This is a genomic window from Pseudoalteromonas sp. MIP2626 (assembly GCF_013414205.1).
Lineage (GTDB): Bacteria > Pseudomonadota > Gammaproteobacteria > Enterobacterales > Alteromonadaceae > Pseudoalteromonas > Pseudoalteromonas nigrifaciens.
The window spans coordinates 108,503-121,968 of record NZ_JAATTW010000004.1; the positions used below are offsets into that span (position 1 = coordinate 108,503).

The following is a 13,466-nucleotide window of genomic DNA, read 5'->3' on the forward strand; positions in this document are numbered from 1 at the left end:
CAGATATTTTTATATTAATCGTTTTACCATTACATACTAAAAAATGGATGCTATGAAACAAGTTTTTATTTTACGAGGACTACCAGGAAGCGGTAAGTCTTATTATGCGCAAAATCTTGCCGATGAACTCGCCGGTGCAGACGAAAGCCAATATGTTATTTGCTCAACCGATGATTATTTTATTAATGATCAAGGTGAATACCAATTTGATAAGTTTAAATTGCCGCAATACCATAATTTAAATTTAGCGCGCTTTATTAACGCTTTAGCACAAAATATTCCGTTGGTGATTGTAGATAACACCAATATTAAAAAATGGGAATTTATTGCCTATGCGCAAGCGGCAGTTGCTTTGGGTTATCAAGTAAAAGAAGTGATTGTGGGCGAAGTAAAAGACAAATCTATGCAGCATTTATATGCCAAGCGTAACAGCCATAACATTCCACTTAAAACTATTAGTAAAATGGCCTATATGTTTGAATGGTAATTTATACAGATTAAAAAAGCCCATGTTAATGGGCTTTTTAGTGTTGCATACTTTATTATTGCGCGAGTTGTTTATAAACCGCTAACGGGTGTGAGGTACTTAAAGATACATGTACAGCATCGCCGGGGTTTACCACTATTTCATGGCTAACGCGGCTGGTTACTACAGTTCCGCAGGCAAGCTTTATAGCACATAAGCGGCTGCCACCTTCAAAGCGCACCCAAATAATTTCCCCATTATTACCCACACTACTTTGCACTAGTAATACATCATCGGGGCGCAGCAGCACATCTACATCGCCACTATCGCAATCAACACCGTGGGCAGGGGCATTACCAATACTTGTGGTTGCTTGGCCTTGGCTAAACTGGCCGCTTATAAAGCTGGCTTCCCCTAAAAAGCGTGCCACAAATCGATTGTTAGGCATACTAAAACAGCGCTCTGGTGTATCTATTTGCTGAATTTTACCGCCTTGCAGTACACCCACACGATCGCCTACCGACAATGCTTCTTCTTGGTCGTGCGTTACCCAAATTGCAGGTACGCCCGCCGCTTTAAGCGCGTTGCGAATATCCCAGCGCAGCATGTCTTTTAGTGCGGCGTCTAAGTTAGAAAGCGGCTCATCTAATAATACAAAGTCGGGCTGGTGGGCAAGGGTGCGCGCAAGTGCTACGCGTTGCTTTTGTCCGCCTGAAAGCGTTGCTGGTTTTTTATTTCTAAACTCATCAAGGCCAAGTAACTTTATCCAATGCTCGCCTGGGCTGGTGTCTTTTAACCTAAAAAAAATATTTTGCTGCACGGTTAAATGCGGAAATAAAGCAAAATCTTGAAACACCATACCTACACTGCGTTTTTCCGCAGGCACAGTAATTTTAGGCGTTGCCCGCCATTTACCACTGTTTATTTCGCCTTCGCTTATAGGTATAAGGCCGGCTAATGCCTGCAAAATAGTACTTTTACCGCAGCCAGTAGGGCCTACAAGCATAAGAATTTCGTTATTGCCTAATGATAGGTTTAAATCGCTTACTACACGGTTACTGCCATAATCTATAGACAACTGACTTACAGATAGCATTTGTTATTAAATCCTTAATGTTCGAGCTGGTTGCGTTTTTCGCCAGTGAGCATAATAGCTAACGCGCACGCAGAAATCACAACTAATAATAACCCCGGAATAGCAGCGCGGCCAAAATAGCCGGCTTCGTATACACGCCACAAATAAGTAGAGAGGGTTTCAAACCCCGTAGGGCCAAGTAATAAGGTGGCCTCTAGTTCACGCATCGACTCTAAAAACACTAATGCTGCACCGGCAATAATACCGCGCATAGTTAAGGGCAGTGTTATACGCATAAATGCTTCGCGTGGGCTGGCACCAAGTACCCGGGCCGATTTTACCAAGCTTGGATCTAAGTGTTCGGTGCTGGTACGTACTGAGCCTACAGCAAGGGGTAAAAAGCGCAGCGTATAAGCAATAATAAGCAACCCTAATGTTTGATACAAAAAGGGCAGTTGCAAGCCGCCATAAACAAGCGCTGTGCCCATTACTATGCCCGGAATACCAAAGCCAAAGTAAGTTACGCGCTCCATTACTTTACCTGCTTTACCGCTAAGAGCCGCATGAGCAACCGGAATGGCCACAATTACAGCTACTACAGCAGCAATTGCTGAGGCATATGTTGAGTTCCAAGCAATACTAAAATCAAAGCCGCTAAAACCATCCCGTGCCAGCCACAACGAAAATATAGCTAAAGGTAAGCCAATGGCTAATAGCAAAATAGGCGCAAAAGTTATAAACATAGCGCTTAACTGCCACTTTTTAGGGAATAAAATAAGTGGTCTGCCTTGGCGTTCAGTGGCGGTTTTTATTTGTGATTCAATCATTAATAAAAAGCCAACAATAACCATTAATTGCAACGAGAGCATAGCCGCACGGCCCAAAGCAAAGGCGTTGTACTCCACATAAATAACTCGAGTAAAGGTATCTAAGCGCATCATTGCCGGTGTACCAAAGTCAGATAAAGTATAAAGTGCAACAAGCAAAGAGCCCGCGGCAATACCATTAACTACGCGGGGTAATATTACTTTAAATACACTTTGTGTCATCGACATACCCAGTGTACGTGCAGCGTTTACCATACTGGCATCAAGGCTGAGTAAGGACGAGCGGGTGGTCATCATTACAAACGGAAATGTGTACAAGGTCATTACTATGGCTGCGCCGCTAAGGCCGTCCATTGAGGGGGTAGGAATACTAAGTAGATTATTTATTTCCCCCCCAGGGCCAAAAGCTGCATAAAGTGTAAACGCCCCTATATAACTAGGTATAGCTAAGGGAGCTGCAAATATAACCAGCCATAATTTTTTAAATGGCAAATGTACATAAGCGCTAATAAACGCCAGTGGCACGCCAATTAAAATAGAACCCAATACAGTTAACGCCATTAACGATAAGGTATTAGCTAAAATGTCGAGGTTATGGCTGTCAAATACTGAGCTTGTGTCGCTGGCAAGGGTAATTAACACATAAATAGGGGTAAGCGTAATGAGCGCTGCAAGCAGCGCCATTGGATAGGATGCAGGTAGTCGCATTACAGTACGCCGCTACTGCGCATTAAATCGATAGTGGGGCGTAAATCGGCGAGCTGAGTTAAATCAATTTTAGGCGGCGAAATACTCGATAAAGACGGTATGCCCTGTGGCACACTAATGCCATTAACAAGTGGGATTTCGTAAGCTTCACTGGCTAAATAGCTTTGCACTTCGGTGCTTAGTAAATAACGCATAAAATTAGTTGCTAACGGATCGTCACTTAAAGCTAACACCCCTGAGGCATTGACCAAACAGCCTGCATCGTTTTGGGTAAAAGCTAAATCTAGCTTAGCATCGGGCTTGCCCGACTTTAACCTAAGTGTGTAATAGTGATTGGCAAAGCCAATATCAACTTCACCGCGCTCAACGCCCATAACTACACCTAATTCACCGGCATAGGTTTTAGAGCGCTTTTTAATTTTTTTAAGCCACTTAGCGGTTTTGTCATCACCTTCTAAAATTCGCATTGCAGTTACAAACGACTGGAACGACGCATAAGCAGGGGCCCAACCAATACTTAAATCGCTGTCGGCAATTTCCATAATGCTGGTGGGAATTTGCTCTTTAGTTAAACGCGACGTGTTGTATGGTAAGGTACGAATACGGCCGGTTACCGGCGTCCATTCTTTATATCTAAATTGCGGTTGTAACTGAGCCGATAAATCACTTGGTATTGGCTGTGCAAGGCCAGCATCGGTAACTAAACCAATCGCGCCTGAGTCAACCGCCCAAAATAAGTCAGCACGGCGAACGCCTGCTTTTGCTTCAGCTACTATGGTATTTGCTAATGCAGCAGTTGGGCCTCGGCGTATACCGAGTTTAAGGTTTGGATTTTTTTTCTCGATAGCTTGTAATACGTTTTCGTATAAGCCACCTTCACCACGCCCTAAATAAAGCGTAAGCTCACCCTCTAGTTTAGGTAAGCTATCTACAGACACAGGGTTTGCTATATTGGCCGCTAGTGCGCGAGCAAGAGGCAGTGGTAATGCACCGACAGCCCCAAGCGCAACCAGGCCTTGTATAAAGGTCCTACGCTTCACTTAAAATACATCCTTACGTGTTTTTTCGGCTTTTTCGATCAGCGTTTTAGCGCGATCTAATTTTGTTTGCATGTCGCTTATTACATTACGTACTTCGTCTACGCTTTTGTTGCTAGAAATAGCAAGTGGCAGTGTTACGTTAAAGTCTTTCTCTAACACTTCAACTAAGTTAGCGTCTTGCGCTATCAGTGTGCCTTCTACGCCTTCAAATAAGTGTAGGTAAGTGTCGTGTACAATTTCGGTGGCTTCGTCGTTTAAACGCTCAGCAAACTTTGCAACAACACGATCGAGTCGGTGCTTAATTTCGTCGATAGTGGCACTTTGGGTCATTTCTTTGGTTGCTGTTGTTGTTACATTTGCTAATAAACCCTGTTGCTGAAATTTTGCCGCTAATTTAACAGCGCCAAGGCCTTGCCATAGGGCATTGTTCATGGCTTGTTGTTGTTTACGAACTTCAGCTGCAGGCTGTTTGTTTTCGATAGCCATTTTTACGCCGTAAATACCTTGCCAAATAGAAGCGTAAACAGGTACAAAATTGGTTTCTATGGCGCTGTGAAATTTAACCGACTCCCAATATTCAATAAGGTCATCTGTTTTTACCGCTTTAGCACCTTTAGTATCGTAGTCGCTTACCATGGTATCGACTTTGCCAACCATCCACTCTACTTCTTCGGCGTAACTTTTAAGATTAGCCTGAAGATGATTAACATGCTCTCCAATAGGGCCGTTTGCAAGTACCGGTTGCGTTATAAAAGCAGAGGCTAATAACAGGCTTACGCCTAACGCTTTAGCTGGTTTAAATAATAAGTTCATAAAAGAGTCCGAAAAGGTAACTGTAAATGATAGGTATTATCATATAGGTAAAGATCACTGAGATCAATACTCTAAAGGTGAGTTAAGGGGCTATTTGTTTATTAGGGCAAAGTGTGTACAACTTTTAACCCTAAAACTTTAATTTAGCGGTAAGTTTAAGCGTAATGCTTGCCTTTAATGGCGTTATAAATGGCATCACACAAGGTTTTTATGCTGCTATGGTCTGAAATATATGGCGGCATTAAATAAATAAGTTTACCAAAGGGGCGTATCCACACACCTTGTGCTACAAAATAAGCCTGAATTTTAGCCACATCAACATTGCCTGCTTCCGCTGTTAGCTCTACCACCCCAATAGCGCCTAAAGTGCGTACATCGGCTACGTCATCAAGCTCTTTGCACTTATTGAGTTGTTGTAGTTGGCTGTTTAGGTTGGTTATGCGCTGCTGCCAGTTTTGCTCAAGCAGTAAATCTATACTGGCACAGGCCACAGCGCAGGCAAGCGGGTTGCCCATAAAAGTAGGGCCGTGCATTAATACACCGGCTTCGCCTTCGCTTATACCTGTGGCTATTTTGTCACTGGTAAGAGTGGCCGATAGGGTCATAGCGCCGCCAGTGAGTGCTTTGCCTATACACATTATATCGGGCTGAATATTAGCATGCTCTACGGCAAATAATTTACCGGTACGGCCAAAGCCTGTGGCTATTTCGTCGCATATAAGTAACACCTTATATTGCGTGCATAACTTGCGTACGCAGGCTAAGTACTCAGGGTGATAAAAGTTCATGCCACCAGCATTTTGTACAATTGGCTCAATAATAAATGCCGCAACGCTCTGGTGGTGCGCTTTAAAATACGCTTCAAGCTCGGTTGCCTCAGCTTGGTTAAATTCACTATTAAATTGGCTTACCGGGGCTGGTACAAAAATATGCTCGGGTAAAAAGCCGCTGTACAAACTGTGCATTGAATTAACTGGATCGCATACACTCATAGCCGCAAAGGTATCGCCATGATAGCCCTTGTAGGGAGTCATTAATTTTTGTTTGTTAGAAATGCCTTGGCTAAGCCAATACTGCAGCGCCATTTTTATAGCTACTTCAACACTTACCGAGCCGCTATCGGCTAAAAATACCTTAGTTAAGCTAGCAGGGGTAATGCTTACTAGCTTTTTACACAGCTCTACAGCGGGTTTATGGGTAAATCCGCCAAACATAATGTGGCTCATAGAGTTAATTTGCTCAATCATGGCGTTATTTAAAACTGGGTGGTTATAGCCATGTATAGCGCTCCACCATGAGGCCATGCCATCAATGAGTTGCTCGCCTGTTTCAAGCTCAATAATATTATGATTTGCGTGGGTAACAGGGTAAACCATTATAGGTTTGGTCATAGAGGTATAAGGGTGCCAAATATGCTGGCGATCAAAATCTAGGTCAATCGTATTCTTTTTAATCATATGTAAACTTAAGTGAGCTTGGGTTTGTTGACAATGGTACTTCAAGAAGTAGACTAAGCCAATATCACCGTTATGAAAAAAATAAAGAGAGTAGAAAACTATGGAACTTGCACCTGTTCGTCACAACTGGACCCACAGTGAAGTTAAAGCACTATTTGAAATGCCATTTAACGATTTACTATTTAAAGCCGCATCGGTTCATCGTGCTAATTTCAACCCAAATGAAGTGCAAATTTCTACTTTATTATCGATTAAAACCGGTGCCTGCCCAGAAGATTGTAAATATTGCCCGCAGTCTGGGCATTACCGAACCGACTTAGAACGCGAACGCCTAATAGAGGTAGAAAAAGTAGTAGAACAAGCGCGTTTAGCCAAACAAAAAGGCGCAACTCGTTTTTGTATGGGTGCCGCGTGGTCAGATCCAAAAGACAGAGACATGCCGTATATTTCGCAAATGGTTAAAGAAGTAAAAGAGCTTGGCCTAGAAACCTGTATGACCCTAGGCATGCTTAATAACGAAAAAGCCCACGAACTACGCAATGCTGGGCTTGACTACTACAACCATAACCTTGACACCTCGCCTGAGTATTACGAGCAAATTATATCTACCCGTACTTTTCAAGACCGCCTAGATACCATAGGCAATGTGCGCGACGCGGGTATGAAAGTATGTTCGGGCGGTATTGTAGGTATGGGTGAGCAAGCAGCCGATCGCTATGGCTTATTAATGCAACTGGCCAACTTAGATCAACAACCAGAAAGCGTACCCATTAATATGCTGGTTAAAGTTAAAGGCACACCGCTTGAAAACGTAGATGACTTAGATCATTTTGAGTTTATACGCACAATTGCAACCGCGCGCATTATGATGCCGCACAGCTATGTGCGTTTGTCGGCAGGGCGCAACGCCATGAACGAGCAAATGCAGTCAATGTGCTTTTTTGCAGGTGCTAACTCTATATTTTATGGCGACAAACTGCTTACCACCGAAAACCCAGATGCCGATGCCGATATGGCCTTAATTAAAAAGTTAGGGATGAACCCAGAAACTCGTCACGACTATTCAGATGAAGCCGTAGCCGCGTCGCTTTCATCGCAAGTGGCCGACAAAGCAACGTCTAAGTTATTTTACGAAGCATAACCATAGCCATAATAATAACTAAGCTATAACTAAGCCTAGGTAAACACAGCCAAATGTCATTTGAATTTATAAATACGCATCTGCAAGCTTGCTTGCACGATGCGCTACTGCGTAAACGCCACCAAGTACAGCATGCTACGGCGCGCAAAATTACTATTAATAACAAAACCTATCTTAATTTTGCCAGTAACGACTACTTAGGCTTTGGCGATAACGCAATTGCTTTAAATGAATTACCAGCATTAGGGAGTCACAGCTCAGCGTTAGTTACCGGTTATCAAGTTCAGCAACATGCATTAGAGCAGTATTTGTGCGCACAGTTAGGTTACGAAGCCGCCATGCTGTTTAGCTCGGGCTTTAGTGCTAATAGCAGTGTAATAAAAGCGCTGTTTCAAGATAAAACCGTAGCGCAGCACAGTGCTGTTTTTCAAGATAAGCTTAATCATGCCAGCCTAATAGACGGCGCACTGCATGCTAACGCCGCTTTAATCCGTTTTAATCATAACGACATGAACCATTTACGCGCCCGCTTAGAAAAATCAACAGCGCAGCATAAGCTAATTATAAGCGAAGGTATATTTTCGATGGATGGCGACAAAGCGCCACTTAGCGAGCTACTGGCGTTAGCCAAACAGCACAATGCTTGGCTAATGATAGACGACGCTCATGGTTTTGGCGTATTAGGTAAAACCGGATTAGGCAGCTGCGAGGCGCTTAATACCGAGCAACTACCTGAGTTACTGGTTATTACTTTTGGCAAAGCGGTAGCCAGTAGCGGCGCGTGTGTATTAGGCAGTAAACATTTTATTGATTACATGCTGCAATTTAATCGCGATTACACTTACTCCACGGCTATGTCGCCGCTTATTGCAGGGCTTACTCTTGCACGTATTAAAGCGATTAAAACCGCAGATGATAAACGCGCTCAATTAAAGGCAAATATTAGCTACTTTAAGCAACTTGCTAAACAACATAATATTGCCGTAATGGAGTCAAGTACCGCTATTCAGCCTATTGTTTTAGGCTGCGCCGAGTACACCTTAAACGTGGCTAATAAACTTAAAAAATACGGTGTTTGGCTTACTGCTATTCGCCCGCCAACCGTTGCTCATAACACCGCACGTTTGCGAATTACTCTCAGCGCAGCGCATACAAAGCACGACATTAACCATTTAGTTAATAGCTTAGTAGGTGCATTAGTATGATTGCTCAAACACTTTTAAATGCTGCTTCTATAACTACACAGCCATTAAATACAGAGCCAAATAGGCAGCCGTTAAATATACAATCATTATCAGCAGGGCCTATATTATTACCAAGCTGTAGCCTTAAAAAGGGGGCGCAGAGTAAGTTTTCAAAAGCGGCCAGCAGTTATAACCACCATGCTAATGTGCAAAAACAAGCCGCAGATGATTTATTTAAACTTATAAAAGCGAATGCAAATAGCAGTAATAAAGCCAAACTGTGTATCGACTTAGGCGCAGGGCCATTAGTTAATACACATACTTTGCAAACATTATTTGGCAGCGTTATTGCCATGGATCTTAGTTTAAACATGCTACAAAGCAGCGCACTAAATACGCCACGGCTATGCGCCGATATGGATAATCTACCGCTGCAAGCCAATAGTATTGATATTATTTACAGTAACTTTGCAGTGCAATGGTCGGCCGATTTTGCTCAATTATTAAAATCGCTTTATACTGCGCTCAAACCAGGCGGGCAAGCCTATATTAGCTGCGTTATTGAAGGCTCGCTTAACGAGATAAAAACCGCATTTAGCGCACTTGATAACAACAGCCATATAAATACCTTTAATAGCGAACAGTATATAAACCAATCAGTCCAAAAGTCTGGGTTTACTATAAATACAATACAAAAAGCCCTGTATAGCGATGAGTTTACATCGCCATTAAATGCCATTCGCTCTATTAAGGCCATAGGTGCTACAGCGCAAAATCACAGTAATACGCGCAGAGGCTTGTTAACTAAGCACGCTTTGCAGCAGGTATGCAGCGCATATCCGCTTAAAAATAATAAAGCGCACGTGTCGTATCACGTTATGCTATTAGCACTTGGTAAATAAAAACCAGTTAAATAAAAATCGCTAAATAAAAATCGCTAAATAAAAACCGTTAAATAAAACAGCAAAGGTAAATAACGCCATGAAAGAATTTTTTATTACCGGCACCGACACCGACGCCGGAAAAACCCACGTTACCAGTTTATTACTAAAGCTACTTGCCCAACATAAAAAGCAAGCAATTGGTTTTAAACCGCTCGCGTCTGGCTGCGAAATGGCGTTTGATCAGCTAGTAAATGCCGATGCACTAATATTAATGGAAAGCGCAACGGTAAGTGCCAAGTACGATGTAATTAACCCATTTGCATTTGCACCAGCTATTGCCCCGCACATAGCCGCCGAGCAAGCAGGGGTTACTATTACTGCAGATAACCTAAGCAGCGCGTATAAAAACGTAAAACAGCAAGGTGCCGATTATATACTTACCGAAGGGGCTGGTGGCTGGGCGCTGCCTATAAGCAACACAGATTATTTATACAATTGGGTTAAAGCAGAGCAACTGCCGGTAATATTAGTAGTAGGTATGAAGTTAGGCTGCTTAAATCATGCACTCCTTACGGCTGCACATATTCAAAGTATGGGTATAAATTGCATTGGCTGGATTGCAAATCAGGTTGATCCAAACATGGACGAGTACCAAGCTAATCTTGATTCACTTAAATTACGTTTACCCTTTCCTATACTGGCAATAAGCCCATACAGTGAGCAAACCCCTAAATTACAAATATATAAAACACTGCTAGAAAATTTCGCACTAAACACATAAAAAACACTTGTTTTACGACATAGTTTGTCACAGAATAGCGCTGACGTTGTGACATACTGTGTCATAACGCAGTGATTGCTTTTAATCAATTTAGTGCCAAACGCACTAAACATATTAATAGTACCGCAATCGATATTATTTTTTGAGGACAAGTATGAAACGTGTTTTTTTATTTTTACTAACAAACCTCGCGGTTATGTTGGTATTAGGTGTAGTGCTTTCAATAGTGATGAGTGTATTTGGACTAAGCAACCGTAGCTTAGGCGGTATGCTAATGATTGCCACTGTGTTTGGTTTTGGTGGCTCGTTTATTTCGTTATTTATGTCGAAATGGATGGCTAAAAAATCAACCGGCGCACATGTTATTACCCAACCACGTAACGAAACCGAACATTGGCTAGTAACTACGGTTGCAGCACAAGCGCAAAAAGCCGGCATTAAAATGCCAGAAGTGGCCATTTACGACAGCCCAGAAATGAACGCATTTGCCACCGGCCCAAGTAAAAACAACTCACTAGTGGCAGTAAGCACAGGTTTATTACACAGCATGAGCCAAGATCAAGCCGAAGCCGTACTTGCCCACGAAGTATCGCATATTGCTAATGGCGACATGGTAACGCTTACACTTATACAAGGCGTGGTAAACACCTTTGTTATATTTGCCGCTAAAGTGCTAGCAGGCATAGTAGATAACTTTATAAACAGTAACAACGATGAACAAGAGGGCGGCAACAGCTGGACCTACTTCCTGTTCGATATGTTGTTTCAAGTAATTTTTGGCATTTTAGCCAGCGTTATAGTGGCTTATTACAGCCGCCAACGTGAGTTTGCTGCCGACAGCGGCGCTGCCAAACTTGTAGGCGCAGACAAAATGCGTTCAGCCCTTGAGCGATTAAAGCAAAATCATCCTTCGCAACTAGAAGGCTCAATGATGGCGTTTGGTATTGCCAGTGGTAAAGGTATGGCTGAGTTGTTTTCGTCGCACCCACCGCTTGACGCCCGTATAGACGCACTGCGTAAATAATGTTTTAGCGCAAAGTTATTGCATATATACCAAGCCAGCTTAACCGCTGGCTTTTTTGTGGCTAAATTACATGCTAAGTTGGTTGCTCATATGTTTAACCAAACCAGAGTTTATACATGAAACTATTAAGCACCACTTTTGTATTTGCGTTATTTTTTGTGTTTTTTCCGGCTAAAGCAACAAACGGCCTAATAACACTACAAAGCCAGCAAAGCGCCAAAGCCACTATGAATAAGTTTGAGCTACTGGCTAAAAATAAAGGACTGACAATTTTTGCACGTATTGATCACGCCGCAGGGGCTAAAAAAGTAGGGCAGCAGCTTGGCTATACCGAAGTTATTATATTTGGTAATCCACAAGGCGGTACTCCTTTAATGCAGTGCGCGCAAACAATGGGGATTGATTTACCGCTTAAAGCACTTGTTTGGCAAGACGCCAATGCAAAAGTATGGTTGAGCTACAACGATCCTAGCTATTTAACTAAGCGCCATGGTGCAGGGCAATGCGCTGTTGCTACAAAGCTTGCCAATGTACTTGCAGAGCTTGCTGCACAGGCTATACAGCCCTGAGCTTAATTACCAATCCTAAAAAAGTAATTTAAACAACGAGGGAATATACATGAAGTTTTTAGTATTTTTAGGCACCGTACGCAATAGCACACCACCTAAACCAGCAAGGCTTGGCGAGCGCGTAGCCCAAGCATGTATAGCGTGTTTGCAAAGCCAATTTAGTACACACGAAATAGAGCTAATCGACGCGCTAGATTACCCGCTCGAACCGGTATTTAAGCCACACTTTGCTTACCCCAAAAGTAAAGCTCCGGAGCAGCTAAATACCCTCGCTGATAAAATTGCCGCAGCCGATGGCTACATTATGGTCAGCCCAGAGTACAACCATTCTATGAGCCCAGCACTGGCCAACTTATTAAACCATTTTGGCAGCTCACTGTTTTCGTACAAACCCAGCGCTATTGTTACTTACTCTGCTGGGCAATGGGGTGGTATGCGCGCCGCAATGGGTATGCGTAACTTTTTAAGTGAATTAGGCTGTTTACCCGTATCAGCAATGATCCATGTACCAAAAGCGCAGGAGGTAATGGCTGAAAATGGCTCGTTCAATGAGCAAAGTGAACAAGACACTTGGTTTTATTACTTCTCACGTACATTTACTCAATTAGCCTGGTGGGCAGAGGCTGCTCAACAGCAAAAACTAACTCAAAATCCAACTGAAGTGTTAAGCAGCTTTACTAAAGATCCCTCACAGCGAAACGCTCCTAAATAAACTAAGTTTAATTAACAACGCCTACAAACAATAAAGCCAGCTTAGCTGCTGGCTTTATAACTTTAAACATACGGCCTAGCTATTACTGAGACATAATAATTTCGGTAATGCCCTCGGCCGAGAGTATTTCAATCCAATAGCCGTCGGGGTCTTTAATAAACGCCAAACCTTTCATCGAGCCATCGTCTGGTTTTTTTACAAACTCTACATCGTATTTTGTAAAACGTTCGCACGCGGCGTATACATCGGGTACGCTAATACCAATATGGCCAAAGCCTTTAGGCTCTTCGTTACCACTTACATAGCCTGCAAAGCTATCGTCGTTTTCTGTGCCCCAATTATGGGTAAGCTCAATTAGTGCAGGGCGGCGAAACACCCATTCAGCTTTGGTTTTATCATCGCCCGCAGGCAGTTGTTGCTCGTAACCTAAAAAGTACAGGGTAAACTTCATACCAGGAAAGTCATATTTGCCCAACAACTTCATACCTAATACGTTTTCATAAAATGCTAATGACGGTTTTGGGTCTTTAATTCGCAGCATAGTTTGCTGCATTACATAACCTTCGGTCGCTTTAGTAACTTGCTCTGGAGATTCGTTATAGCTAGACATAAGATGATCCTTACTAAAAATTTAAAGCACAACAGACTTATTAAGTATTTCTAGTGCCATCATAATCAACAGCACCGCAAATTAAAACCACCCTATGTAATTCATTCGTTATTCAATCACTATTCAATAATTAGTTAATTAAAATACCGCCAAGCAATGGCTATAAAGTAGTTTA

At 42.6% G+C, this 13,466-nt stretch carries 14 protein-coding genes; 8 read left to right on the forward strand and 6 right to left on the reverse strand.

What is annotated here, in order from left to right; all coding sequences use genetic code 11:
- Window positions 1-52 precede the first annotated feature (52 nt).
- The gene (locus tag HC000_RS04270) at window positions 53-487 is read left to right on the forward strand and encodes an ATP-binding protein (RefSeq protein WP_011328293.1); all 435 of its coding nucleotides are present in this window, start codon (window positions 53-55) and stop codon (window positions 485-487) included.
- A gap of 55 nt (window positions 488-542) precedes the next feature.
- Here HC000_RS04270 and HC000_RS04275 read toward each other — a convergent pair whose 3' ends face one another.
- The 5 genes from HC000_RS04275 to bioA form a co-directional block, all read right to left on the reverse strand.
- A complete protein-coding gene (locus HC000_RS04275; protein ID WP_179807023.1) occupies window positions 543-1,562 on the reverse strand; it encodes an ABC transporter ATP-binding protein in 1,020 nt (339 codons plus the stop codon).
- A gap of 14 nt (window positions 1,563-1,576) precedes the next feature.
- A complete protein-coding gene (locus tag HC000_RS04280; protein WP_179807024.1) occupies window positions 1,577-3,076 on the reverse strand; it encodes an iron ABC transporter permease in 1,500 nt (499 codons plus the stop codon).
- On the reverse strand, window positions 3,076-4,116 hold the full coding sequence (locus tag HC000_RS04285) for an extracellular solute-binding protein (protein ID WP_011328290.1): 1,041 nt from the start codon (window positions 4,114-4,116) through the stop codon (window positions 3,076-3,078). The genes HC000_RS04280 and HC000_RS04285 overlap by 1 nt, the downstream gene beginning before the upstream one ends.
- A complete protein-coding gene (locus HC000_RS04290) occupies window positions 4,117-4,929 on the reverse strand; it encodes a hypothetical protein (RefSeq protein WP_011328289.1) in 813 nt (270 codons plus the stop codon).
- Window positions 4,930-5,084: 155 nt separating this feature from the next.
- Window positions 5,085-6,386: an adenosylmethionine--8-amino-7-oxononanoate transaminase gene (bioA, locus tag HC000_RS04295; RefSeq protein ID WP_179807025.1), complete on the reverse strand. Its 1,302-nt coding sequence runs from the start codon at window positions 6,384-6,386 to the stop codon at window positions 5,085-5,087.
- Between the two features lie 100 nt (window positions 6,387-6,486).
- On the opposite strand from bioA, the gene bioB reads away from it, so the two are divergent.
- The 7 genes from bioB to HC000_RS04330 all read left to right on the forward strand — a co-directional run bounded on the left by bioB (window position 6,487) and on the right by HC000_RS04330 (window position 12,681).
- Window positions 6,487-7,527, forward strand: a complete 1,041-nt coding sequence (gene bioB / locus HC000_RS04300) for a biotin synthase BioB (RefSeq protein ID WP_086993375.1) — start codon at window positions 6,487-6,489, stop codon at window positions 7,525-7,527.
- 53 nt (window positions 7,528-7,580) lie between these two features.
- A complete protein-coding gene (locus HC000_RS04305; RefSeq protein ID WP_179807026.1) occupies window positions 7,581-8,732 on the forward strand; it encodes an 8-amino-7-oxononanoate synthase in 1,152 nt (383 codons plus the stop codon).
- Window positions 8,729-9,613, forward strand: coding sequence for a methyltransferase domain-containing protein (locus tag HC000_RS04310; RefSeq protein WP_179807027.1), 885 nt, complete (start codon window positions 8,729-8,731; stop codon window positions 9,611-9,613). The genes HC000_RS04305 and HC000_RS04310 overlap by 4 nt, the downstream gene beginning before the upstream one ends.
- Before the next feature lie 79 nt (window positions 9,614-9,692).
- On the forward strand, window positions 9,693-10,376 hold the full coding sequence (bioD, locus tag HC000_RS04315) for a dethiobiotin synthase (RefSeq protein WP_179807028.1): 684 nt from the start codon (window positions 9,693-9,695) through the stop codon (window positions 10,374-10,376).
- Between the two features lie 154 nt (window positions 10,377-10,530).
- The gene (gene htpX / locus HC000_RS04320) at window positions 10,531-11,400 is read left to right on the forward strand and encodes a protease HtpX (protein ID WP_089368331.1); all 870 of its coding nucleotides are present in this window, start codon (window positions 10,531-10,533) and stop codon (window positions 11,398-11,400) included.
- 116 nt (window positions 11,401-11,516) lie between these two features.
- Window positions 11,517-11,969 (forward strand): DUF302 domain-containing protein, encoded by a 453-nt coding sequence (locus HC000_RS04325; protein WP_179807029.1) that lies wholly within the window; start codon window positions 11,517-11,519, stop codon window positions 11,967-11,969.
- 49 nt (window positions 11,970-12,018) lie between these two features.
- The gene (locus tag HC000_RS04330) at window positions 12,019-12,681 is read left to right on the forward strand and encodes an NAD(P)H-dependent oxidoreductase (protein WP_179807030.1); all 663 of its coding nucleotides are present in this window, start codon (window positions 12,019-12,021) and stop codon (window positions 12,679-12,681) included.
- Between the two features lie 82 nt (window positions 12,682-12,763).
- Here the strand turns inward: HC000_RS04330 and gloA are convergent, their stop codons facing one another.
- The gene (gene gloA, locus HC000_RS04335; RefSeq protein WP_179807031.1) at window positions 12,764-13,291 is read right to left on the reverse strand and encodes a lactoylglutathione lyase; all 528 of its coding nucleotides are present in this window, start codon (window positions 13,289-13,291) and stop codon (window positions 12,764-12,766) included.
- Window positions 13,292-13,466: the final 175 nt, after the last annotated feature.